The sequence below is a fragment of the Streptosporangium saharense genome, from assembly GCF_014203715.1.
Taxonomy (GTDB): Bacteria; Actinomycetota; Actinomycetes; order Streptosporangiales; family Streptosporangiaceae; genus Streptosporangium; species Streptosporangium saharense.
Map to the genome: position 1 here is coordinate 181,967 of NZ_JACHJP010000012.1, position 23,369 is coordinate 205,335.

A 23,369-nucleotide genomic window follows, 5' to 3' on the forward strand; every position below is an offset into this window, starting at 1 on the left:
TCAGGCCTGGGTCGAGGCCCGTTCCACGAGTTCTGGCCGGAAGACGACCTGTCTGGGTTCTGACGCCTCCCGGACCAGGAGATCGACCGCGGTACGGCCGATCAGGGCGGCCGGCTGCCTGATCGAGGAGAACGGCACGATCGCCGTGGCGGCGAAGTCGATGTCGTCGTATCCGACCAGCGCCATATCCTCCGGCACCCGGAGTTCTCCGCCCAGGATGAGCGCCTGCAGCAGCCCCATGGCGAGCAGGTCGTTGGCGGCGAACACCGCGTCGGGACGCTCCACCGGGGTTCTCGCCTGCAGAGCCTCACCGGCGGTGCGTCCCTCCGGCACCGTCAGGCCCCCGGTCGGGAACACCTCGATCGCGGCGCCCGGAACCTCGGCGACGGCGCGGCGGGCGCCCTCAAGGCGGTCGGAGACCTGCCGGATGCCAAGCGGCCCACCCACGAAGGCGATCCGGCGGCGCCCCCGGTCGAGCAGGTGCCGGACGGCGAGGAACCCCCCGGCGACGTCGTCGACCGCCACCGAGGAGAAGCCGCCGGGAGGGGCCTGCCTGTCGACGAGCACGACCGGGGTGCCGCCGCGGCGCAGCCGTTCGAGCCGCGCGAGGTCCTCGCCGAGCGGTGTGATCAGCAGGCCGTGGACCCGCTGCTCCTCGAAGAGGTCGAGATACGCGGCCTCCCTGGTGCCGTTCGCGCCGCTGTCGCCGAGCAGCACGATCAGGCCCTCCTCGGCGGCACGGTCCTCGGCGCCCCGCGCGACGTCGGTGAAGAAGGGGTTGCGCACGTCGAGGACGACCAGTCCGATCGAACGGCTCCTCCCGGCCCGGAGCTGCCGGGCCGCGTCGTTGCGGACGAAGCCCAGCCGCTCGATGGCGGAGAGCACGCGTTCGACGGTCGCCGGGGCGACCCTGTCCGGATGGTTCAGGACGTTGGACACCGTACCGACCGAGACCGACGCCGCGGCTGCGACGTCGCGGACGCTCACCGTCATCGGCTCTCTCCCTGGTTCACCCGGTACTCCGAGAAGATAGCGCTTGCCCGCACAGGCCGTTGAAACTACGATTTGAAACGTTTCAATCCTCTTCGACCGGCAGAAGGAAGCGACCGTGACCACGCTCTCCCCCGACATCCTGGCCGAGCTGGAACGGCAGGCCATCGAGCTGCCGAGCTGGGCGTTCGGCAACTCGGGCACCCGCTTCAAGGTCTTCTCGACGCCGGGCACGCCACGCGACCCGTACGAGAAGATCGCCGACGCCGCGCAGGTGCACGCGCACACGGCCCTCGCGCCGACCGTGGCCCTGCACATCCCCTGGGACAGGGTCGCCTCCTACGACGACCTGCGCGCGCACGCCGAAGGTCTCGGCGTCGCCCTCGGCACGATCAACTCGAACACCTTCCAGGACGACGACTACAGGCTCGGCGCCCTCACCCACGAGGACCCGAGGATCCGGCGCAAGGCGATCGACCACCACCTCGAATGCGTCGACATCATGCACGCCACCGGCAGCCGCGACCTGAAGATCTGGCTCGCCGAGGGCTCGAACTACCCCGGCCAGGCCGACCTGCGCGGCCGTCAGGACCGCCTGCACGAGTCGCTGAGGACGATCTACGACCGGCTCGGGGAAGGGCAGCGCCTCGTGCTTGAGTACAAGCTCTTCGAACCGGCCTTCTACCACACCGACGTGCCCGACTGGGGGACGAGCTACGCCCAGGTCGCCGCGCTCGGCGACAGGGCCATGGTCTGCCTCGACACCGGCCACCACGCGCCAGGCACCAACATCGAGTTCATCGTCATGCAACTGCTGCGCCTCGGCAGGCTCGGTTCCTTCGACTTCAACTCGCGCTTCTACGCCGACGACGACCTCATCGTCGGCGCGGCCGACCCGTTCCAGCTCTTCCGCGTCCTCTTCGAGGTCGTCCGCGGCGGCGGCCTCAACCACCCCGACGTCGCGTTCATGCTCGACCAGTGCCACAACGTCGAGGACAAGATCCCCGGCCAGATCCGCTCGGTGCTCAACGTGCAGGAGATGACCACCCGCGCCCTTCTCGTGGACCGTACGGCTCTCGCCGCCGCCCAGCGCGACGGCGACGTGCTTGAGGCGAACCGTGTCTTCATGGACGCGTTCTACACCGACGTGCGTCCGGCCCTCGCGGAGTGGCGTGAGTCACGGGGCCTGCCCGCCGACCCGATGAGGACCTTCGCCGCGTCGGGCTACCTCGCCCGGATCGCCGAGGAGCGCGTCGGCGGCACCCAGGCCGACTGGGACGCGTAGCCCACCACCATCCGCCACCCCGAAGGATCACATCCATGACGAACCAGGCAGCCGCCGACCTCATCGCGCGCTCCAACCGCCTCGGCGCCGACCCGAAGAACACGAACTACGCCGGAGGCAACACCTCGGCGAAGGGCACCGAGACCGACCCGGTCACCGGCGAGCCCGTCGAACTGCTCTGGGTGAAGGGCTCGGGCGGCGACCTCGGCACGCTCACCGAGGCCGGACTCGCGGTGCTGCGCCTCGACCGCCTCCGCGGCCTCGCGAAGGTCTATCCGGGTGTCGAGCGCGAGGACGAGATGGTCACCGCCCTCGACCACTGCCTGTACGGCGGAGCCGGGGCGGCGCCGTCGATCGACACGGCCATGCACGGCCTCGTCGACGCCGCGCACGTCGACCACCTGCACCCGGACTCGGGCATCGCCATCGCGACCGCCGCCGACGGAGAGAAGCTCACGGAGAGGATCTTCGGGGACCGGGTCGTGTGGGTGCCGTGGCGCCGCCCCGGCTTCCAGCTCGGCCTCGACATCGCGGAGATCAAGGCGAGGAACCCGCGGGCGGTCGGCTGCGTCCTCGGCGGCCACGGCATCACCGCGTGGGGAGACACCTCCGAGGAGAGCGAGCGGAACTCGCTCTGGATCATCGACACCGCAGCCGCGTACATCGCCGAGCACGGCAGGCCGGAACCGTTCGGCGCGGTCGTGCCGGGCTACGAGCCGCTGCCCGAGGCCGAGCGGCGCGCGAGGGCCGCCGCGCTCGCCCCGACGATCCGCGCTCTCGCGTCGCACGACAGACCGCAGGCGGGCCACTTCACCGACGGTGAGGTGGTGCTCGACTTCCTCTCCCGCGAGAAACTCCGGTCGCTCGCGGCGCTCGGCACGAGCTGCCCCGACCACTTCCTGCGCACGAAGGTCAGGCCGCTCGTCCTCGACCTGCCGCCGTCGGCGAGCGTCGAGGAGAGCATCACGCGCCTCAGGGAGCTGCACGAGCGCTACCGCGCCGACTACCAGGCGTACTACGACGCCCACGCGACCGAGGACTCTCCCGCGATCCGCGGCGCCGACCCGGCGATCGTGCTCGTGCCCGGCGTCGGCATGTTCTCCTTCGGCAGGGACAAGCAGACCGCGCGCGTGGCCGGAGAGTTCTACGTGAACGCGATCAACGTGATGCGCGGCGCCGAGGCACTGTCGACCTACGCCCCCATCTCCGACGCGGAGAAGTTCCGCATCGAGTACTGGGCGCTTGAGGAGGCCAAGCTGCGGCGCATGCCGAAGCCCAAATCACACGCGACCCGCGTGGCGCTCGTCACCGGCGCGGCCTCCGGCATCGGCAGGGCCGTCGCCACCCGGCTCGCGGCCGAGGGCGCCTGCGTCGTCGTCGCCGACCTCGACCTTGAGAAGGCTCGGGCCGTGGCGGCCGAGCTGGGCGGCACGGACGTCGCGATCGGCGTGCGGATGAACGTGACAGACGCCGCCCAGGTGCGGGCCGCGATCGACGAGACGGTGCTCGCCTTCGGCGGCCTCGACCTCGTGGTGAACAACGCCGGACTCTCGCTCTCGAAGCCGCTCCTGGAGACCACAGAGGCCGACTGGGACCTGCAGCACGACGTCATGGCCAAGGGCTCCTTCCTCGTGTCGAAGGCCGCCGCGCGGGTGCTCGTCGAGCAGGGCCTCGGCGGCGACATCGTCTACATCTCCTCGAAGAACTCGGTGTTCGCCGGTCCGAACAACATCGCCTACTCGGCGGCGAAGGCCGACCAGGCCCACCAGGTACGCCTGCTCGCGGTCGAACTCGGCGAACACGGCGTCAGGGTCAACGGCGTCAACCCCGACGGCGTCGTACGCGGCTCGGGCATCTTCGCCTCGGGCTGGGGAGCCAACCGGGCGAAGACCTACGGCATCCCCGAGGAGGACCTCGGCACCTTCTACGCCCAGCGCACGATCCTGAAGCGCGAGGTGCTGCCCGAGCACGTCGCCAACGCGGTGTTCGTCCTCACCGGCCCCGAACTCAGCCACACCACCGGCCTGCACATCCCGGTCGACGCGGGGGTCGCCACCGCGTTCCTGCGATGACCGCCGGGGCAGCCGTCGCGGTCGACCTCGGGGCCACGAGCGGCCGGGTCGTCGTCGGGCACGTCGACCAGGCGGCGGGTACGCTCGGGCTCGACCACGTCGCACGCTTCCCGAACAGGCCCGTGCGCCTGGCGTCGGGCCTGCACTGGGACCTCACCGGCCTCTACCGCGACCTCACGTACGGCCTCGCGGACGCCTTCCGCCGCGAACCCGGCGTCACGTCGGTCGGCGTGGACTCCTGGGCCGTCGACTACGCCCTCCTGCGCGGCGACCGCCTCCTCGGCGAGCCGTTCCACTACCGCGACGGACGCAACGAGGCCGCGGTCGAGGCGGTGCACGCGCGGGTGCCGTTCGAGGAGCTCTACCGCCGCAACGGCCTGCAGTTCCTGCCGTTCACCACCGTGTACCAGCTCGCGGCCGAACGGACGGGCGGATGCCTCGGGCTCGCCGACGCGCTCCTGCTCATCCCCGACCTCGTCGGCTTCCAGCTCACGGGCGCGAAGGTCGCCGAACGCACCAACGCCTCGACGACCGGTCTGCTGGACATCGAGACGGGGGAGTGGGACCGCGAGCTCGCCGTACGGCTCGGCCTCGACGCGTCCGTGCTGCCTCGCCTCGTCGCGCCGGGCACCCCGCTCGGCGGCCTGCGGCCCGAGGTCGCCGCCGAACTCGGCGCTCCCGCCGGGGTGCGGGTCGTGGCCGTCGGCTCACACGACACGGCCTCCGCGGTCGTCGCCGTGCCGATGCGCCCCGAGGCCGCGGCCTACATCTCCTGCGGCACCTGGGGTCTCGTCGGCGTGGAGCTCGAACGGCCGGTGACCACGGACGCCGCCCGCGAGGCGAACTTCACGAACGAGGGCGGCGTCGACGGCCGGACGCGCTTCCTGCGCAACGTCATGGGACTCTGGCTGCTGTCGGAGTCGGTCCGCCGGTGGGAACGCGACGGCCCGCCGATCGACCTGCCCGAACTGCTCGCCCAGGCGGCCGCGGTCACGACCCCGGTGCCCGTGTTCGACGCGAACGATCCACGCTTCCTCGCCCCGGGCGACCTGCCGGGCCGCATCGTGCGGTGGTGCCTGGAGAACGGGGTCGCCCCGCCACGGAGCCACGCCGAGTTCACCCGCTCGATCATCGAGAGCCTGGCCGAGGCGTTCGCGAACACCGTACGCACGGCGTCGGCCCTCTCGGGCGTCGACGTCGAGACGGTCCACCTCGTGGGCGGCGGCGCCCTCAACACCCTGCTCTGCCAACGTACGGCCGACCGCACGGGCCTCCCGGTCCTCGCGGGCCCCGTTGAGGCCACGGCCATCGGCAACGTCCTCGTACAGGCCCGCTCCACAGGCTCCGCCAAGGGCGACCTTGAGTCCCTCCGCTCCCTCGTCTCCCGGGCCTTCAGCCCGACGCGCTACGACCCGGGTCGGCCTCGTGAACGGTGATCCTGGCGTGCTTACAGCGGTTCCGGGTGCCGGGCCGTACGGCATGGCGGAGGTGGTCAGGCGCGAGAACGGCGCCGGGTGAGCTGGGCAGTCTGGATGTGTCCCACCTGCTCCGTCGGCCTTTCCTGAGTGCGGGTCCGGTGTCTCACTCGGTCTCGTTGTGCACGAGCAGCATGAACGTCCGGGCGTAGGACAGCCCTTCGGCGGGCCGGGGCCAGTCCAGTTCGGTCAGCATTTCCGAGGCCGCCTCGTGGCGGACACCGTTGACCCGGATTTCGGTGGTCTCGGTGTCCTTGCCGCCACCGAGGAACGCCTTGATGCCGATCAGGTGGTCACGCTCGAACGTGCTCCCCAGCACCGGGGCCAGCCGGGGCAGGAGCGGGTTGTCCATCGCCCAGTGCTGGACGGCCAGGAAGTCGTCACCCGTGCCCCAGCCGGTGATGCCGCCGTGGATGGCGTGCCAGCCGGGGAACCCGTCGGGCGCGTCGGGGGCGAAGTGCCCGGCGAAGGAGCCGTCCTGGCTGAGGAGTTCGAAGACGGCACTGCCGGTGGTGCCCAGCCAGAGCTGGATCGCGCGGTCCACGGCCTCCTCGGTCGTGCCGCCGTATCCCGCGACACAGTCGCTGATCGTGGTGTCGTCCGGCCGGTCGACGTTGAGGACGAAGTCAAGATCAAGATGGCCGGGACTGCCGGTGTGGTCATCGCGGAGAACGACGCCGACCGTTCCGGTTCCCCTGACCATGCCGTCCGTGACGTGCCAGGGCTTGTCCGTGGCCTCGGACAACCGCCGGGCGACCATGCCCAACACGACCTCGTCCGCCAGCCGGTCATCATTCACGACTTTCCCCCATATTTCATCATGATCATTACAGCCCAGACCGTACCGCACGGCGGTTGCGGTTGATCACCGCCGTACGGCGTGAGGCCACCGAGGTTTCCCCGGCCGCAGGCCGTCAAGCGAGCTGCGTCATCACCCCGGTCTTCGAAGCCCTGGGAGCGACGAGGGCGGTTCATAGGCTCCTACGGTCAGGCACATCCGACCGTCGCCCTTCACAATGAAAGGGATGCCAACCACTCCGTTCACGCGCGCCACGGCCTCTCTGCACGGCCTGGCCCTCGGCGACGCCTTCGGTTCCCAGTTCTTCGTTCCCGCCAATCGTCACGCCCTCTCCGGCCGTCTGCTTCCGCCCGACCCGTGGCAGTGGACCGACGACACCGAGATGGCGTGCTCCATCTACCGCGTCCTGGCCGATCACGGTGCTGTCGACCAGGACAGGCTCGCCGCGAGTTTCGCCGACCGTCACGACTTCGATCGCGGGTACGGCCCGGCCACCAACCGGATGCTTCGCCTGGTCCGTGAGGGAGGCGACTGGCGGGCACTCTCGTCCGAGCTGTTCGATGGCAGGGGTTCGTGGGGTAACGGCGCCGCGATGCGCGTGGCACCGCTCGGCGCCTGGCTCGCCGACGATCTCGCGGAGGTCGTCCGGCAGGCGACCCTGTCGGCGCAGGTCACCCACACCCACTCGGAGGCGGTGGCCGGAGCCGTCGCCGTCGCCGTGGCCGCCGCGACAGCGGTCAGGGAACCCGGCCTCTCCCCGGGGCGGTTCCTCGACAGGGTCAGGGAACACGTGCCAGAGAGCATGGTCCGGGAAGGCATCACCGAGGCCCGTCACCTCCTCACCATCGGCGATCCCGTACTCGCCGCCCAGGCGCTGGGAAACGGGCGTCAGGTCAGCGCCCACGACACGGTTCCCTTCACCCTCTGGGTGACGGCCCGCGAACGCCACGACTTCGAAGCCGCCATGTGGACCACCGCCACCGCCGGAGGCGACATCGACACCACCTGCGCCATCGTCGGCGGCATCATCGCGTCTTCGGCCACCGTCGACTTCCTCCCTCCGGAGTGGAGGAGCAGATGCGAACCACTACCCGACTGGGCAGGTGTCCCACCACTCGCTTCCTGAGCCGGACGTCTGGTCGATCCGAGCCCGTGATCGTCGACTGAGTCGCGTGGCGCTACGGCCCGGCTCCCCTCAGGGCACCGGCAGCGATGCCGTTTCCTTGCTGCGGCGTTGCCCGTCCAGGCCGCCGCGACAGCGTGGAACGCCGAGGGCGCCCGAACCATCAGTCCTGTTCGCTTCTTTGGCGCACGGTGCCTTCGAACCGAAGAGCGAAGCCGTACCGGAACAGGGGTCAGCAGGTGGTGACCGGAGCCCTCCCCGAGCGGATGAGCCTGACGAACGTCAGCGCGTCGTCGAACGAGGCCGCGATCGCCCCACGGTGGTCGACTCCCTCGTAGACCCGGTAGGTGACCTTCGGCGCCTTCGCGCACATGTCGGCGACGATCCGGTCCGTACTGGCCTTGGGGGTGAGCGCGTCGGCGGTGCCCTGCGCGACGAGGACGGGGACCTTCGCCTCAAGGCCGACCGGCTCCTGCGACTTCAGGTAGGCGGTGAGGGGAGCCAGGTCCGCCTCCCGCGCGAAGACCTTGTCCACCGGGACCCGCGTGGCCGTCTCGCGGATCTGCGCCAGGCAGCCCGTCCGTGCCGTGGTGAGCAACGGCGCGGCCTCCGGCGTGAGCAACCGGTCGGGTTTGACGGACCTGTCGGCGGCCGCCGCGCCGATGAGCAGCGTCGGCAGGAAGGAGATCGCCTGCTCGGCGCCGGGGGCACCCGACAGGATGTACGGGGCCACCTGGCTCATGCCCCACCCGCCGGGGGCGATCGAGACCACACCGCGCAGCCGTACGTCCCCGGCAGCGTTCTGCGCCACGGCCGTGAAGAGGGAGGCGTGGCCGCCCTGGCTGTGCCCGGCCGCGAACCAGTCACGTCCGACGCGCCGGTCCACCCCGCGGGCGGCCCGCACCATGTCGATCACCGTGTCGGCGGCTCCGGCGCCGTTCATGTATGGGTGCTCACCGGGCGTGCCGAGGCCCTCGTAGTCGGTCTGCACGACGGCGAAGCCGTTGGTCACCCAGCCGTCGAGCGTGGTGTTCACGATGGAGATGTAGTCGTCGGCGGGCCCACCGGGGGTGTTTCTCGACGGGGCGCACACGTCCGCGGTGCCGGTCGTCCCGTGCGCCCAGCTGATCACCGGCCAGCCACCGGCCGGTGGCCGGCCCTTCGGCAGCGCCACGGTGCCCGTGACCTTGACGGCCCTGCCCGCCACGCCCTTGGAGACGTACGTGACCAGCAGATTGCGGGACGCGCCGGGCAGGGCCTGCGAGCCGGTCAGCGACCGTACGGACAGAACCGTGCCGCGGACTCCGGGGTGCCCGGCGGCGGACCGCTCGGCCGCGGCGGAAACGGGCACGCCCGCCGCGAGCGTGACCGCGGCGGAGACTAACGCCACCAGGGTGGTCCGTCGCCCGAGACCAGGTCCGATGTGGAGGGATCGCATTGGTGCTCCTCGATGAAACCGATTGTTTGTCGTCATGTCTTTCATAGCCGGAAAGACAAACGCCGTCGTGGATTCAGAAACTCCGGCCGTCAGTCGGTCACGGACGAGGGGCTCCTCTCGTCTATTGAGGAGATCCGTTCCTGTCGGACCTGCCTGATATCGGTTACCCCACAATGTTTCGCTGACGTGTGGAGTTGTGGAATGGCGACTGTCACTTTTCGAGATGAGACGGCGGCCGGGAAACCGCTGGCCGAGTTCGCGTTGCCCGGCCTGCCGGAGAGCATTTCGGCGCGGGAGTTGGTACGACTGCGTGTCCGGGAGGAGGTCGCCCGCCACAACGCCGACCCCGCGGCCCGTCCCACCGGCCTGGTCCGCCCGTCGGCCGCCGAGGTGGAGCTGAACGGCTACCGGATGGGCGCGAAGCGGCGGATCGACTGGGAGCGGCAGGCGGACATCGCCGAACGGTCCTTCCAGCACAACGGGCTCGTGCTGCTGGTCGGAGACCGCCAGATCGAGGACCTGTCCGAGATGATCGACCTGACCGCCGACCCGGTGGTGTCGTTCATCAAGCTCGTCCCCCTGGTCGGAGGCTGACGTGGGTGTCCTCACCGACCTCCCCGGTGCCTACGACTACGTTCTCCATGAGGTGGACCTGCCGACCCGCACGGTCTTCGCCCGCTTCGACAGGGCTTTCGCCGAAGGGCGGGAACTCCCCGGCGTGGAGGGCGACCTTCGGATGTTCGGCCGCTGGGCACAGCTGCGACTCAGCCTGGGCTTGGACGGGGGCCACGACTACGACGAGCGCGTCCTGCGTCTGACGCGTTTCGTGGCGGAGGCCGACCTTCCCTGGACGGCCGGAGACGCCGAGTTCCTCTGGTCGGTCGCCCACAGGTTGATGACGTGGAGGCACACCAACTACGCGGAGCTGTACCGGATCCCGCTCGCCGTGACACGGCGTCTGGACTATGCCGACCGCCGTCGCATCCTGGAATGGACGCCGAACTGGTTCCGCCAATATCACCGGCCGGTCTGGGACGCGCTGCACGAGCAGCTGGAGGAGGTGCTGACCGAACCCCCCGAGAACGGCCCGGCCGGAATGGTGCGCAACGTGCTCTGGGACTGCGACGACGTGGCCCTGCTGCTTGCCGAGCGGTACGGCTCGCGCCTGGCCGCCCCCGACGTCCTGCCCCTGCTCCGCCACTGGAACACCGCCCGCTCCTCCAGGCCCAGTGCCAGGTGGCTCAAGACCGCCGCGACGCTCCTGACACCCGAGGCCGTCGCTCTCGTCCGCGAGATCCTCACCCTGGTCGCGGCGCACCGGGAGAAGCGCGTCACCCACCGGTCCGACAACGACCACGAGTGGACGACGACCGACTTCCTCCACGAGCGCACCGCCGTACCCGTGCGCGGCATGGTGTGGACCTGCGCGCTGCTCGACGAGCGGTGGGTGGTGCCGCTCCTCGGTGACGTCGCGCTGACCTGCGGAACCGGGATCGGCGGGTCGGGCGCCAACTCCCGCAGCGAGAAGCTCGCCAACGCCGCGGTGAACATCCTGGCCCGCCGTGGCGGTCTGGAGACGGTCGCGCCGTTGGCCCGGCTCCAGGTCAAGGTCCGCAAGAAGACCGTACTGAGCAACGTGGCGCGCACCCTGGACGCGGTGGCGGAGGCCGCCGGGCTGAGCCGTGAGCAACTGCTGGACCGCACCGTGCCGGACTTCGGCCTCGCCCCGGACGGGGTGCGCGAGGAGCGGATCGGTGACTATCGCGTACGGCTCTGCGCCGACGGCCCCGCCCTCCGGTTCGTCAACCCCGCCGGGAAGACCGTCAAGACGGCGCCGCAGGCCATCCGCAGGGACCCCGCACTGGCCGAGCTCAAGACCACCCTGAAGGAGCTCAGGCAGGCGCTTCCCGCCGAGCGGTTCCGGCTGGAACGGGCGCTGGCCGAGGAGCGGATATGGCGCTGGCGCCAGGTGACCGAGTTCTTCCTCGACCATCCGCTCACCGGGCTGTACGCCCGCACCCTGATCTGGCAGATCCTCCAGGGACCGGCAGGCATCCCCGTCCGGACCGCCGGTGGCTGGGAGCTCGTCGACCCGCGCGGACGCCGCGTCCAGCCCAACCCCGACACGCCGATCATGCTCTGGCACCCGATCCGCGAGAACGCCGAGGACGTCCGTACCTGGCGCGACCACCTGCTGGATCATGGGATCCGCCAGCCGTACAAGCAGGCATTCCGAGAGGTCTACCTGCTGACCCCGGCGGAGGAACGCACCGAGCGCTTCTCCAACCGGTTCGCCGGGCACGTGCTGCGCTACGGCCAGGCCAAGGCCCTGCTCAACCAGCGCGGCTGGACCGACCTGTCGATCGGCCACTGGGACTACGAGTGCGGAGGCGACCGGGGGGAGGCGGTCAAGGAACTGTCCGGCTGGCAGGCCCGCTGGGGCATGAACGTGGTCGGCGATCCGGAGGCCGACGGCTGGGGGACCGCCTCCTTCTGCGGGAGCGAGCAGATCTCCTTCCACCGGGTCGGCTACGGCTACCGCGAGGGGGTGCCGCTGACCGAGGTGCCGCCGCTGGTGCTGTCGGAGGTGCTGCGCGACGCCGACCTGGCCGTGGGGGTCGCCTCGGTCGGCCTCGACGAGCGGGCGACGGGCGGGCACGAGGACTACTGGCACTCCTACGGCTTCGGTGAACTGACCGAGACCGCCCGCACCAGGCGCGACGCGTTCGCCCGGCTCCTGCCCCGCCTGAGGATCGCCGACCGGGTCGAACTGACCGACCGGTTCCTACGCGTCCGCGGCGACCTCCGCACCTACAAGATCCACCTCGGATCGGGCAACATCCTCATGGAGCCCAACGACGCCTACCTGTGCATAGTCCCCAGCCCCACCCGCGAAACCACCTCGGTCTTCCTGCCCTTCGAGGAGAACGGCGGCACACTCTCCCTCATCCTGTCCAAGGCCTTCCTACTCGCCGCCGACACGACCATCACCGACCCCTCGATCACCCGCCAACTCGCCGCCTGAACGCCCTGCGGCGGCCTCCTGCTCACCCGGGAGGTCGCCGCCGGCCGTGGAACAGAGCTCTTCCGACCCACCGGCTACCCGCCCGTGCCTTGAGCGTTCTTATGAGAAGACATCGGGGGGAACCAACCGCAGGCGACCGAACACGACAAACCTCCACCTGACCTCGTTCATGCAGTTCAGGCGAGGCTTCCCGTCAATCATGCAAAGCGCGCCCTACAGTACTCGAACCTGAGATCGTCGGATTAGATGCTGTAGGAAGATCATGCTTGTGAAATGGGGGTACGCCTTCGCGCTCGTCTCTCAGCCTAATTGTTGGGAGGTATTGTGAAATGGTCAAGACTGAGGGGATTTCTTGCGTCTACGATGAGCTACTCGCAGGTTGGAGGCCGGGCTGTCGATAGGACGTCTGACAGCCTGCTGTATAGCCCCTCTTCTGCGGCTCGACCTTGTGATGAGCAATCTTTTTGATAATGAGCCGTCGAGAGACATGGGGCCGTTAGAGTCGTCAAGCGTCTCTCGATGAAGCTCATTTATCGCTTGGAGGTCAAGATTAACGGCTGGGCTATAGCGCTAATCGTTTATGTCGTGGCGGCAATCGCTTCGCTCTATCCGGCCATTCGACTCTTGTTCAAGATGACCAGCTTGAATCCTGGTGGGCCCTCCTTTGATGATGCAAGCTACTTAAGTGACGCGGCCAAGCGTCAGCTTAATCAGAATTTTCAGCGAATTCAAGGAACGCTGGTTTTCTGGAAGACGCAAGCTGAGAGATATCGAAGGTTTCACATATACTCGCTTGCTTGGATAGGTATTTCGACTATTAGTTTGCCGATACTTGCTCAGGCAATCACGGCCGATCCCTGGTCAAAAAACCTTATGACCGTTGTCGCGGCACATGCAGCGCTTACGCTTGGCCTCAGCCGGTCGTTTCGAGTGGAAGCGCACTATAGGGCTTTTCGTAACGGAGAATCTGATTTCTATGACCTATACCGCCGAATGCTAGATCGGCCGGAGGTTTTTGGTGTGACCGAGGGGGATCAGGTAAAGAAGTATCTAGAGCAGGTCGAAATGGTGCGTAGGGTGGTCAGGGCTGCTGAGACGGATAACTTCCCCTCCGTGGAAGAGGTGGCGCAGATCGGACCGTCGGTCGGAGGGGTACGCACCCCGTAGTTCCAGCCTTGAAAAAAATGATACTGGAGATAATTTCATTCATTTCGATGGCGCATCGGGGTGTGTCGAAAATTGACTATATCGCCTTTTTTGGAATCTCTAGCTGATTCGCCAGGATGCTCTTTGAAATGTCGGAATACTGGATTAGCTGAAAATCGTGCTAAATCAGGCGACTCGTGTACCCGGCGTCCACCAAGCGCTCGAAGGCCATCCGGACCTCACCCGGGTAGGGCTGTTCGACGGCGAAGCCCTTCTTGGCGTACTCCGTGATCCGTTGGGTGTCGCCGACCAGCATGTTGATCACGCGGTCCACATCCCCGATGCTCTCGACGTAGTCGTCAAGCGAGAGCGGGAGCGATGCGCAGGTGACCTCGATCTCCGGCCAGAGCTTCTTGCACGTGGCGTACGCGCGCCGCTGCTGGTAGGGGCATGAGATGATCACCGCCGACGTGACGGTGATCCCGTGCTGGGCCAGGAGATCGCGGGTGTAGGTGAAGTTCTCCCCGGTGTTCGTCGCCCGCGGCTCCACCAGCACCGCACCCTCGGGAATCCCTCGCTCGACGGCGTGCTCTTTGTAGTGGACGGCTTCTCCGCGAGGGAACCTGCTGATCGTGGTGGGGGCGTTGGCTTCTGTGAACACGATCAGCGGGAACAGCCCTTGCAGGTAGAGATCGGCGGCATGGGTGGCAACCCCAAGGTCATGACTCCCCAGGCCGATGCTGACGTCCGCGGGCCGTACGGCATGGTGCATGTCGTGGTAGTCCCACAAGGTCTCGACATCAGCACGGAGAGCGTCAGGGACAAGGGCACTGGTAGCCACGACCTCTATCTGTCCTCAGTCGGGAATCTTGAACGTGTAGGACCGCGCGACGCGGCGTGCACGCCTTGGGCGACCTCGACCAAGCGGCCTTCACGGGTGAACGTGCGCCGCTGAAGGATCATGACCGGCTCGCCAGCCGGTAGCGCGAGCATCTCGGACTCATCCGGCGTCGGCATGCGCGAGTGGATCGTCTCGGCCATGCTGTCCGGTTCCAGCCCTCGGAGCGTAGGCCGCCCCGTTCGCCGGGCGGGAGTGGACCGACGACGGCGCGCTCCGCGAGGAACGCCCTCTCAAGCACCACGCGAACAGGGAAACCCGTCTCGTGCCGATCCCTCCGGAGCTGGTTCGCATCCTCCGGGCGGACTTGGCCGAGCCGTACGGCGAAGGTCCCAACGGTCGGCTGTTCTCCGGAGTCCGCGGGGAGGAACTGCCCAGTATCACCTACCGGCGCGTCTGGGCCAAGGCCCGGCGAGATTCCCTCACTCGGAGGAGGCCGCCTCACCGCTGGTCAGGCGGGTCTATGACCTGCGCCACGCCTGTGTCTCCACCTGGCTGAATGCTAGCGTGGCGCCCACTCAGGTGGCCGAGTGGGCCGGACACAGTGTGGAAGTCCTGCTCAGGATCTACGCCAAGTGCATCGTCGGCCAGGACGAGGTGGCCAAGCGCCGGATCTCCGACGCGCTCAGGGACGGCGGACAGTGATCCGGAGCAGGCTCGGAAACTTGGGCACGTATTCGGCACAGCCAACCGCAGTCGCCCGCCCCTAACCGCACACCACCGCACACAGCACGAGAGCCTCCGCCCAGCGTTGTCGCTGGTCAGAGGCTCTTTGGGCTGGTCATGCGAAGCGCGCCCTGCAGGATTCGAACCTGCGACCGTCGGATTAGAAGTCCGGTGCTCTATCCAGCTGAGCTAAGGGCGCTCCCGCTTAATTGTGCATGATCCGGGGAGTGCACATGCATCGGTTTCCCCTCTGTGTCGCGAGGATCACTCCGTGGGCCGGCGGGTGGCGGAGCGTGCCCCGGGGACATCTGCCCGGTGGGGTGGTCGCAGGGGCGGTGATCTGCGGCGCGTCGGGTGTTTCACCGGAAATCGTTCTCCTCGGTGGGGAAGGCGGTCTAGGCTCGTATGCCATGTTCGTCGTCACGTTCCAGAAGGAGATTCCCCTGCTGGGCGGTGACGTGACCGACGGCGTCGTGCGGGTCGGCGACACCGTTCGCAGACCGGTTCGCACCTCGACGCGGTCGGTGCACGCGTTGCTGCGGCACCTGGAGAGCGCCGGATTCGACGGGGCGCCGAGGGCCATGGGGTTCGACGAGTCGGGCAGGGAGATCCTGACCTACGTCGAGGGGGAGTCCGCCCCCAGGCCGTTGCCCGGCTACGCGCTCACCGACGATTCGCTGGCCGCGCTGGCGGAGCTGCTGCGGCGCTTCCATGACGCCTCCGCCGGGTTTGTCCCGCCCCGGGGCGCCTGCTGGGAGACGGGGTCCAACGATGACGCGCCCGCCGAGCTGATCGGCCACTGTGACGTCAACCTCGACAACGTGATCTTCAGGGACGGGCTGCCCGCCGCGCTGATCGACTTCGACATGGCCAGGCCGACGACCCGGCTGTTCGACGTGGTGACGACGTTGCGGCACTGGGCGCCGATCGCCGATCCGGTCGATCTGGAGCCGCTCCAGGCCGATCTCGCGGTCGGGCCGAGGCTGCGGCTCTTCTGCGACGCGTACGGCCTGGCGGCCCGTGATCGTCGCCGCCTGCTCGACCTGTCCAGGCTCCGCTTCAACCGCTCCTACGTCTCCATGCGCGCCAAGGCCGAGTCCCTGGGCGGTGGCTGGGCCCGGATGTGGGAGGGCGGCGCCGGGGCCCGTATCCGCCGGGCGTGTACCTGGCTCGAAACGAACCAGGACCGGCTCCATGCCCATCTCATCTAAAAACAGGGCAGAAGCCCTGGGTATGCTCGCCGGGGTCCTCGCGGACGCCGTGCTGGGTGATCCGAGGCGCGGGCATCCGGTCGCGCTGTTCGGCCGGGCCGCCGCCGCGCTGGAGAGCCGCCTGTACGGCGACGCCCGGCCCGCAGGAGTCGTCCACGTCGCGCTGTGCGTCGGCCCGGTGGCGTTGCTCGGAGTGGCCGTGGCCAGGACGCGCAACCAGGTGCTGCGGGGCACGCTGAGCGCGGTGGCCACCTGGGCGGTGCTCGGCGGCACGACGCTGGGGCGCGAGGGCGTGGCGATGGCGGAGTTCCTTGAGGCGGACGATCTCGTGGGCGCACGCGGCAGGCTCTCCCACCTGTGCGGGCGCGACCCCTCCCGGTTGGAGGCGGCGGAGCTGGCCAGGGCGACTGTCGAGTCGGTAGCGGAGAACACCTCTGACGCCGTGGTCGCGCCGCTGTTCTGGGGAGCGGTTGCCGGGGTCCCCGGGCTGCTGGCCTACCGGGCGATCAACACGCTGGACGCCATGGTCGGCCACCACAGCGCCCGTTACGAGCGGTTCGGCTGGGCGGCGGCCCGGCTCGACGACGTCGCCAACCTCGTCCCGGCGCGGATCACCGGCCTGCTCACGGCCGTCTGCGCGCCCGTGGTCGGCGGTTCCGCCGGACAGTCGGTGCGGATGCTGCGCAGGGACGGCCACCGTCATCCCAGCCCGAACTCCGGCCGCTGTGAGGCGGCCTTCGCCGGGGCGCTCGACGTCACACTCGGCGGCGTCAACGTCTACGGCGACCGCGTCGAGCACCGCCCGGAGATGGGCGACGGGCCCAAGCCCTCGGTGCCGGACATCCGCCGCGCCGTACGGCTGGCCAGAGCGGTCGGGTTCACCGCGGCGGGCCTGGCCGTACTGGCGACGCTTCTCCGCCGACGGCGGTAGTTGGCCCACGCCCAAGGAGACGCGGGCCGTACGGCATGCTGTGAGGCATGACGAGCCTTCCCCCGCATGATGTCCCAGCCCCGGTCAAAGGGGCGTTGTTGGTCGCCGGGACCACCTCGGACGCGGGTAAGAGTGTCGTCACCGCGGGGATCTGTCGTTGGCTGGCCAGGCAGGGAGTGCGGGTGGCACCGTACAAGGCGCAGAACATGTCGCTGAACTCCTTCGTCACCGCCGACGGCGCCGAGATCGGCAGGGCGCAGGCGATGCAGGCCGCCGCGTGCGGACTTGAGCCCTCCGCGGACATGAACCCGATCCTCCTCAAACCGGGCAGTGACCGGCGCAGCCAGGTCGTGGTCATGGGCAGGCCGCTGGCCGAGGTGGACGCCATGGAGTACTGGGACGTCAAGGAACGGCTGCGGCAGGTCGCCGTGGACGCGCTCGGGCGGCTGCGCGAACGCTACGACGTGGTGATATGCGAGGGGGCGGGCAGCCCCGCCGAGATCAACCTGCGCAGGGGCGACATCGCGAACATGGGCCTGGCCAGGGCGGCGGACCTGCCGGTGATCGTGGTCGGGGACATCGACAGGGGCGGCGTCTTCGCCTCGCTGTACGGCACGGTCGCCCTCCTCGAACCGGCAGACCAGGCGCTGGTTGCCGGATTCGTGATCAACAAGTTCAGGGGCGCGCCGGAGATCCTCGCCCCCGGACTCGACATGATCAGGGGGCTGACGGGCCGCGAGGTGTACGGCGTGCTGCCCTGGCTGGACGGGCTGTGGCTGGACGTCGAGGACTCCCTGGCGCTGAACGGCAGACCCACGGCCACCCGCGCGCCGTACGGCGGGCAGACCCTGAGGGTCGCGGTGGTGAGGCTGCCGAGGGTGTCCAACTTCACCGACTTCGATGCTTTGGCCGCGGAGCCGGGGGTGACGGTCAGGTTCGTGACCTCGCCCGCCGAGCTCGACGACACCGATCTCGTGGTGCTGCCCGGGTCCAGGGCCACCGTCTCGGACCTGGCGTGGCTGCGCGCAAGCGGGCTGGCCGACGCGCTGCCGGGACGGGCGGTGCTGGGCATCTGCGGCGGTTACCAGATGCTGGCCAGGACCATTCACGACGAGGTCGAGTCGGGGGCGGGGACGGTCGAGGGGCTGGGGCTGCTGCCGACGACTGTCGAGTTCGCGGCGGAAAAGACGCTGGGACGGCCTTCCGGGGTCGCCTACGGCTGCCGGGTCGAGGCCTACGAGATCCACCACGGGGTGGTGACCGCGCACGGTGGCGAGTCCTTCCTCGACGGCTGCCGTTCCGGCTCGGTCTGGGGCACGACCTGGCACGGGGCGCTGGAGAACGACGACTTCCGCAGGGCGTTCCTCGCCGACGTCGCGGCCGTGTGCGGGCGTGACTTCGTCCCGGCGCCGGACGTCTCCTTCGCCGCGCTGCGGCAGGAGAGGCTGGACGCCCTCGGCGACATGGTCGAGCGTCATCTGGACACCGGGGCCCTGCTCCGGCTGCTCGACGGCGGCGCTCCCCGGGGGATGCCGGTACTGCCACCCGGAGGGTCCTTGCGTGAGGCACCGGACTTCTCGCAGAATTTCGCACAATAGAGGCATGGGAGGTGAGTAATGCTCCGGATCGTGCTACCCCTGCTCGTCATCGCGGTGATCGTCCTGGTGCTCGTCCGCCCGGCGCCCCTCCTGCGCATGCTGCGAGGAAAACAGCGGCCCGCGCTCGAAGACGACCCCCGTGAGATCCTCAAACGCCGTTACGCGGCGGGGGAGATCGACGAGGACGAGTACTTCCGTCGCATGTCGGGACTTTCCCAGGACTGGTAGCCCCGTAGTTATCCCAATTTTTCGGTAACCGGCGTCTTTTTGGTTGATCATTGGAGGGGGATCGCCGCGCGCCGAGGAGCAGCATGTCCGGACTGGAAGCCGTCGTCGCCGCGGCGGGCAAGGCCGTCGCGGAACGCGCCCTGCGGGAGGGCCTGGCCGCGAGGACCGACAGGGCCGAGCGCGCCGCCGACCTGACCGAGCTGATCCGCACCGGCTTCCCCGACCGGTTCGTACGGCGCAGCCTGGAACGCCAACTCGGCGCGATCGCGGACGGCGTCGAGCGGCGGATCGCGGTCCTCGCCGAGCAGGAGTACGGCGGCCTCAGCGAGAACGACAGGGCGGCCGTGCTGCACGAGGTCGTCGCCGCCCTCAGGTCGGCCGACCTGTCCGACGGAGCCCTCATGGCCGCCGACATGGACCCCGTCAAGCTCGCCAGGGACCTCAGGAACACCCTCGGCGACCCCAACCGCCAACTCGGCGAGGCCGGGGCCAGGCTGTACGACGTGCTGCTCGACGAGTGCCTCGACTGCCTGCTGAGGATCGTCAGCCAGCTCCCGCAGTATCTCCCCAGGGCCACCACCGAGACCCTGGGCCGCATGACCGCCGTCGAGGAGCGGATCGCCGCCCTCGGCCAGCAGGTCACCTCCGGCCTGGCCAGGCTGCCCGTCCGCTCCCTCGACGCCCCGACCGGCACCCAGGACGACGCCGAGTTCGAACGCCGCTACCTCGAACACCTCAGCACCACCCTCGACGAGGTCGAGCTGTTCGGCGTCCGGGTGGAGAACTACCGCCCCCGCGCCACCCTGAGCGTCGCCTACATCAGCCTCAGCGTCTCGCCGGAGGACCGTTCACGCGAGCGCGTCCCCGAGCGGATGCGCTTCGCCGACCTGACCGAGGCGGGCGGCAGGCACGAGGCGGCGACGCTGCGGGTGGAGAGCGCCCTCGGCCGCTCCCGGCGTGTTCTACTGCGCGGCGACGCGGGCTCGGGCAAGAGCACGCTGCTGCGCTGGCTTTCGGTGACCGCCGCCCGGGGCGGCTTCGCCGGAGACCTGGCCCCCTGGCAGGGCCGCGTCCCGTTCTTCGTCAAGCTCCGCAGCCACCCCTCGGGCAAGCTGCCAGGTCCCGAGGACCTCCTCGCTGACGTCGCGGCGCCGCTCGCCGGGCGGATGCCGGAAGGCTGGGCGCACCGGATCCTCGACGCGGGACGCGCCCTGCTGCTCGTGGACGGGGTGGACGAGCTTGCCGTACGGCATCGGCCCGCGGTCAGGCAGTGGCTCGGCGGGCTGCTGGCCGCCTACCCCGGCACCGTGAGCGTGGTGACCTCCCGGCCCGCCGCCGCAGACGCGCGCTGGCTGGCCGAGGAGGGCTTCTCCCCGGTCTTGCTGGAACCCATGACCCCCACCGACCTGCGCGAGCTGGTACGGCAGTGGCACATCGCGATGCGGGGCTCCCGGAGCCTGCCGTGCGAGCCCGAGCGGCTCGACGAGTACGAGGGCGCCCTGCTGGCCAGGTTCGAGAGCAGCCCTCACCTGCGGGCGCTGGCCACGACGCCGTTGCTCGCGGCGATGCTGTGCGCGCTCAACCTGGACCGGGGCAAGCAACTGCCGCGCAACCGGATGGGCCTGTACGAGGCCGCCCTTGAACTGCTGCTCGAACGCCGGGACGCGGAACGCGGCATCGCCGCCGAGGTCACCCTCGAACCCGAACAGAAGGTCAGGATCCTCCAGGACCTGGCCTGGCAACTGGCGGTGTGGGGCCGCTCCGAGCTCTCCTCGGCCACGGCGCTCAGGAGGGTCGAGGAGCGGATCGGGACGATGCCCAGGGTCGAGGCGTCGGCGCGGGCCGTACTCGACCATCTGCTGCAGCGCAGCGGGGTGATCAGGGAGCCGGTTCCCGGGCGGATCGACTTCGTGCACCGGACGGTCCAGGAGTATCTCGCGGCCAAGCAGGCGGCCGACGACGCCGACGTCGAACCATTGGTCGAGCGGGCCCACCTGGACCAGTGGCGCGAGACGGTGGTGATGGCCGCGGGACACGCCAACGCCCCGGTACGGCGGGACCTGCTCGGCGGTCTCCTCGACCGGATCGACGGACAGGACAAGCATGCGCGCAGGCTGCGGCTGCTGGTCGCGGGCTGCCTGGAGACGATCCAGGAGCTTCCTCGCGACCTGGAAGAGCGTGTCGAGGCGTGCCTGGCCGAGGTGATCCCGCCCAGGAACGCGGCCGAGGCGCGGGTGCTCGCGCTCGCGGGGGAGGAGATCCTGCGCCGCCTTCCCGACGACCTGGGCGGTCTGTCCCAGACGCGGGCGGCGGCGACGGTGCGGACCTGCTGGTTGATCAACGGTCAGCGCGCGCTGCGCAGGCTCGCCGGGTACGGCGGTGACCCCCGGGAGAAGGTCCAACGGGAACTCATCGCCGGGTGGGACTACTTCGACCCCGACCGCTACGCCACCGAGGTCCTCGCGGACGCGCCACTCCTCAAAGGGAGGGTGGTGGCGCGCAACTCACGCCTGCTGGGCAAGCTCCACCACCTGAAGCTGCTTCGCGATCTCCGCCTGACCTGCTCTGTCTCTGGCGGGCTGGACTTCCTGCGTGGCTTGCCGGAGCTGCGCGGACTGACCGTGTACTACCTGGACTCCGTGGACGAGGCTGCCCTCGACGCCGTGGGAGGCCTGACGCGCCTGGAGTGGTTGACGATCACAGCGGAGTCGTCGCTTCCCGCCGATCTGGAGCCCCTCACCCGTCTGTCCCAACTACGGCACTTAAATCTGAGTGGCCACAGCTTCACCGGGGACCTCGCCTTCCTCGACGCCATGCCCCGGCTCGAAATACTGAGTCTCGCCGGTCTGGAGTCGATCGACGACTTCCGTCCGGTCGCCCGGCAGACCGAGCTGGTGCGACTACACCTCCGCAACGCTCCTCACCTGAGGGACCCGGCGTTCCTCGCGAGCTTTCCGCACCTGCACGGGCTCGTCCTCACCGGAACCCACCTCGAAGGTGGGCTGCGCGCCCTGGTCGGTCACTGCCCGAGGCTTCGGACTTTGTCCCTGCGGGACACCGTCGTGGGCGACCTGGACGCGCTCGACGCCCTCGACCTCCGGTTGCTGAACCTGAGGGGATGCCCGGTGGAGGACCTTTCGCCGCTGGCCCGTCAGCGTGATCTTGAGAGCCTGATTCTCGACAGTGTGGAGATCTCCGACCTCGGCCCGCTGGCCGGCCTGTCGAAACTCGACAACATTTCTCTGGAGGGCTGCTCCGGGGTGACGGACCTGTCGCCGCTCACGTCCCTGGCCCGGCTGCGGTTCGTCGACGTGCGGGGGACGGCGCCCGACCTCGATCTGGCCCCACTGGCCGGGAAGCCGGGACTTGAGGTGCACGCGGACCCCACCCAGGAACTCCGCAACGCCCACCTCCTGCACCGCAGCGCGAAGATCACGCGGTTCTAGCCCTCAGAAACCGGGGCGGCGCGGTGTTCGGTGATCCAGGTGTCGATCCTGTCCCACTGGTCGAACAGCCAGGTGATGCGTTCCTCCCGGCCCTCGGGGACGTCTTCCGCCCGCACCCGCCACCACCCCGCCCTGATCTCCGCCCGTACCGGCAGCCTGTGCCAGATGTCGCCGAGGGTGACCAGGTCGTCCAGGCCGGTGTGGGCGACGAAGACCACGTCGGCGGTGGGGCAGGCCTCGATGGCGGCCAGGGCGCCGTTGGGGCGGGGCGGCAGCAGGTGTTCGAGGCGCCGGGCGCGGGCGGCCTCCTCGCGCAGCCCCCGGTCCTCCAGGCGGAGGATGGCCCGTCTGCGGCGTTTCGGGGTGAAGTTGCCCCCCTCGGGGAAGATCACCAGGGCGTCGTCGGGGTCCATGTCCGAGGCCAGGCGGCGGATCTCGGTGATGACGCCGCCCGTCTCGGCGTCGGGCGGGACGAAGGCGTTCGGCAGCCGGTTGACCATCACGTCCAGGGACGGGTCGAGCTGCAGCGCCGCCTTCATCACGATCCTGGGGCGCCTGCCGTACCTCGTGAGCAGGTGGTGGACGAGCAGGACCGAATCGCCGGGGCCCGCGTGCCGGGACAGGACGATCACCGGCCGGGTCAGGCGGCGGGACAGCTCCTCCGAGGTCGCCCGCGGCTCGTCGATCTCGACGCTGAGGCCGAAGATCCGTACGGCGGCGCCGTACACATTGGACAGCAGCCACTTGACCAGGGCGTAGTGGCGCTCCTCGCGTTCGTCGTGACTCAGCCGCCCGCCGAGGTCGATGATCCACAGCCACAGGCAGGCGATCAGCGCCATGGACTCCAGCGTCAACCACGACACCGCGAACCACACGAGCCGGGTGCCCCGCCGTTGCGGGGGCGGCAGCCGCAGTGAGGCCGCGGTGACCACGATCAGCCAGACCGGCAGGGTGAGCACCGCGGCCACGGTGAGCGCGATGACCAGGGGTGCCAGGACCAGACGGCGGATGATGCGCGGAGGAAGCACGGCCACCTCC

At 69.4% G+C, this 23,369-nt stretch carries 19 protein-coding genes and 1 tRNA gene; 13 read left to right on the top strand and 7 right to left on the bottom strand.

All coding sequences use genetic code 11. The features are described 5' to 3' along the window. Positions 1 to 993 (bottom strand): LacI family DNA-binding transcriptional regulator, encoded by a 993-nt coding sequence (locus tag FHS44_RS35955; RefSeq protein WP_184723817.1) that lies wholly within the window; start codon positions 991 to 993, stop codon positions 1 to 3. Between the two features lie 115 nt (positions 994 to 1,108). Here FHS44_RS35955 and rhaI point away from each other — a divergent pair, with 115 nt between their 5' ends. From rhaI to FHS44_RS35970, 3 genes are read left to right on the top strand one after another with little or no spacing between them, the layout of a single operon-like run. Next, a complete protein-coding gene (gene rhaI / locus FHS44_RS35960) occupies positions 1,109 to 2,275 on the top strand; it encodes an L-rhamnose isomerase (RefSeq protein ID WP_184723820.1) in 1,167 nt (388 codons plus the stop codon). 35 nt (positions 2,276 to 2,310) lie between these two features. Continuing rightward, on the top strand, positions 2,311 to 4,347 hold the full coding sequence (locus FHS44_RS35965; protein WP_184723823.1) for a bifunctional aldolase/short-chain dehydrogenase: 2,037 nt from the start codon (positions 2,311 to 2,313) through the stop codon (positions 4,345 to 4,347). Continuing rightward, positions 4,344 to 5,783, top strand: coding sequence for a rhamnulokinase (locus FHS44_RS35970; protein ID WP_184723826.1), 1,440 nt, complete (start codon positions 4,344 to 4,346; stop codon positions 5,781 to 5,783). Before FHS44_RS35965 ends, FHS44_RS35970 begins: the two co-directional genes overlap by 4 nt. A gap of 145 nt (positions 5,784 to 5,928) precedes the next feature. Here the strand turns inward: FHS44_RS35970 and FHS44_RS35975 are convergent, their stop codons facing one another. Next, positions 5,929 to 6,621 (bottom strand): DUF6348 family protein, encoded by a 693-nt coding sequence (locus tag FHS44_RS35975; RefSeq protein ID WP_184723829.1) that lies wholly within the window; start codon positions 6,619 to 6,621, stop codon positions 5,929 to 5,931. Between the two features lie 226 nt (positions 6,622 to 6,847). On the opposite strand from FHS44_RS35975, the gene FHS44_RS35980 reads away from it, so the two are divergent. Beyond that, positions 6,848 to 7,747, top strand: a complete 900-nt coding sequence (locus FHS44_RS35980) for an ADP-ribosylglycohydrolase family protein (RefSeq protein ID WP_184723832.1) — start codon at positions 6,848 to 6,850, stop codon at positions 7,745 to 7,747. A 229-nt stretch (positions 7,748 to 7,976) separates the two neighbouring features. On the opposite strand, the gene FHS44_RS35985 is transcribed toward FHS44_RS35980, so the two are convergent. Then, a complete protein-coding gene (locus FHS44_RS35985; protein WP_221461700.1) occupies positions 7,977 to 9,134 on the bottom strand; it encodes an alpha/beta hydrolase family protein in 1,158 nt (385 codons plus the stop codon). Positions 9,135 to 9,383: 249 nt separating this feature from the next. Between FHS44_RS35985 and FHS44_RS35990 the strand changes: the two genes are divergently transcribed. The 3 genes from FHS44_RS35990 to FHS44_RS36000 all read left to right on the top strand — a co-directional run bounded on the left by FHS44_RS35990 (position 9,384) and on the right by FHS44_RS36000 (position 13,374). Beyond that, on the top strand, positions 9,384 to 9,776 hold the full coding sequence (locus FHS44_RS35990; RefSeq protein ID WP_184723838.1) for a hypothetical protein: 393 nt from the start codon (positions 9,384 to 9,386) through the stop codon (positions 9,774 to 9,776). Between the two features lies 1 nt (position 9,777). Beyond that, positions 9,778 to 12,207: a DUF4132 domain-containing protein gene (locus FHS44_RS35995; RefSeq protein WP_184723841.1), complete on the top strand. Its 2,430-nt coding sequence runs from the start codon at positions 9,778 to 9,780 to the stop codon at positions 12,205 to 12,207. Positions 12,208 to 12,726: 519 nt separating this feature from the next. Next, positions 12,727 to 13,374, top strand: a complete 648-nt coding sequence (locus tag FHS44_RS36000) for a hypothetical protein (RefSeq protein WP_184723844.1) — start codon at positions 12,727 to 12,729, stop codon at positions 13,372 to 13,374. Positions 13,375 to 13,534: 160 nt separating this feature from the next. Here the strand turns inward: FHS44_RS36000 and FHS44_RS36005 are convergent, their stop codons facing one another. Further along, a complete protein-coding gene (locus FHS44_RS36005) occupies positions 13,535 to 14,194 on the bottom strand; it encodes a YdcF family protein (protein WP_312863951.1) in 660 nt (219 codons plus the stop codon). A 5-nt stretch (positions 14,195 to 14,199) separates the two neighbouring features. Then, positions 14,200 to 14,409, bottom strand: coding sequence for a UTRA domain-containing protein (locus FHS44_RS42790; RefSeq protein WP_446697309.1), 210 nt, complete (start codon positions 14,407 to 14,409; stop codon positions 14,200 to 14,202). 349 nt (positions 14,410 to 14,758) lie between these two features. Between FHS44_RS42790 and FHS44_RS41430 the strand changes: the two genes are divergently transcribed. Beyond that, positions 14,759 to 14,896 carry a hypothetical protein gene (locus tag FHS44_RS41430; protein WP_246436582.1) on the top strand — a complete coding sequence of 46 codons (138 nt, stop codon included), beginning with the start codon at positions 14,759 to 14,761 and terminating at the stop codon, positions 14,894 to 14,896. A gap of 146 nt (positions 14,897 to 15,042) precedes the next feature. Here the strand turns inward: FHS44_RS41430 and FHS44_RS36020 are convergent. Further along, positions 15,043 to 15,116, bottom strand: a tRNA-Arg gene (locus tag FHS44_RS36020). Between the two features lie 211 nt (positions 15,117 to 15,327). Between FHS44_RS36020 and FHS44_RS36025 the strand changes: the two genes are divergently transcribed. From FHS44_RS36025 to FHS44_RS36045, 5 genes are all read left to right on the top strand, one after another. Then, positions 15,328 to 16,128, top strand: coding sequence for a phosphotransferase enzyme family protein (locus FHS44_RS36025; protein ID WP_184723846.1), 801 nt, complete (start codon positions 15,328 to 15,330; stop codon positions 16,126 to 16,128). Between the two features lie 22 nt (positions 16,129 to 16,150). Continuing rightward, positions 16,151 to 17,059, top strand: a complete 909-nt coding sequence (locus tag FHS44_RS36030) for a cobalamin biosynthesis protein (RefSeq protein ID WP_246436583.1) — start codon at positions 16,151 to 16,153, stop codon at positions 17,057 to 17,059. Between the two features lie 47 nt (positions 17,060 to 17,106). Continuing rightward, positions 17,107 to 18,657 (top strand): cobyric acid synthase, encoded by a 1,551-nt coding sequence (locus FHS44_RS36035; RefSeq protein ID WP_184723852.1) that lies wholly within the window; start codon positions 17,107 to 17,109, stop codon positions 18,655 to 18,657. An 18-nt stretch (positions 18,658 to 18,675) separates the two neighbouring features. After that, positions 18,676 to 18,885 carry an SHOCT domain-containing protein gene (locus FHS44_RS36040; RefSeq protein ID WP_184723855.1) on the top strand — a complete coding sequence of 70 codons (210 nt, stop codon included), beginning with the start codon at positions 18,676 to 18,678 and terminating at the stop codon, positions 18,883 to 18,885. 83 nt (positions 18,886 to 18,968) lie between these two features. Then, entirely contained in the window at positions 18,969 to 22,331 is a 3,363-nt protein-coding gene (locus FHS44_RS36045; protein ID WP_184723858.1) for an NACHT domain-containing protein, read from the top strand. Here the strand turns inward: FHS44_RS36045 and FHS44_RS36050 are convergent. Beyond that, entirely contained in the window at positions 22,328 to 23,359 is a 1,032-nt protein-coding gene (locus tag FHS44_RS36050) for a 1-acyl-sn-glycerol-3-phosphate acyltransferase (protein ID WP_184723861.1), read from the bottom strand. The genes FHS44_RS36045 and FHS44_RS36050 overlap by 4 nt on opposite strands. Positions 23,360 to 23,369 lie beyond the last annotated feature (10 nt).

What these genes read in the sequence shown, in the direction of transcription:
- FHS44_RS35970 (WP_184723826.1), top strand. Translation starts at nt 4,344, where the DNA reads ATGACCGCCGGGGCAGCCGTCGCGGTCGACCTCGGGGCCACGAGCGGC.
- FHS44_RS35965 (WP_184723823.1), top strand. Translation starts at nt 2,311, where the DNA reads ATGACGAACCAGGCAGCCGCCGACCTCATCGCGCGCTCCAACCGCCTC.
- FHS44_RS36000 (WP_184723844.1), top strand. Translation starts at nt 12,727, where the DNA reads ATGAAGCTCATTTATCGCTTGGAGGTCAAGATTAACGGCTGGGCTATA.
- FHS44_RS36030 (WP_246436583.1), top strand. Translation starts at nt 16,151, where the DNA reads ATGCTCGCCGGGGTCCTCGCGGACGCCGTGCTGGGTGATCCGAGGCGC.
- FHS44_RS35955 (WP_184723817.1), bottom strand. Translation starts at nt 993, where the DNA reads ATGACGGTGAGCGTCCGCGACGTCGCAGCCGCGGCGTCGGTCTCGGTC.
- FHS44_RS36045 (WP_184723858.1), top strand. Translation starts at nt 18,969, where the DNA reads ATGTCCGGACTGGAAGCCGTCGTCGCCGCGGCGGGCAAGGCCGTCGCG.
- FHS44_RS36025 (WP_184723846.1), top strand. Translation starts at nt 15,328, where the DNA reads ATGTTCGTCGTCACGTTCCAGAAGGAGATTCCCCTGCTGGGCGGTGAC.
- FHS44_RS36035 (WP_184723852.1), top strand. Translation starts at nt 17,107, where the DNA reads ATGACGAGCCTTCCCCCGCATGATGTCCCAGCCCCGGTCAAAGGGGCG.
- FHS44_RS35980 (WP_184723832.1), top strand. Translation starts at nt 6,848, where the DNA reads ATGCCAACCACTCCGTTCACGCGCGCCACGGCCTCTCTGCACGGCCTG.
- FHS44_RS35990 (WP_184723838.1), top strand. Translation starts at nt 9,384, where the DNA reads ATGGCGACTGTCACTTTTCGAGATGAGACGGCGGCCGGGAAACCGCTG.
- FHS44_RS36040 (WP_184723855.1), top strand. Translation starts at nt 18,676, where the DNA reads ATGCTCCGGATCGTGCTACCCCTGCTCGTCATCGCGGTGATCGTCCTG.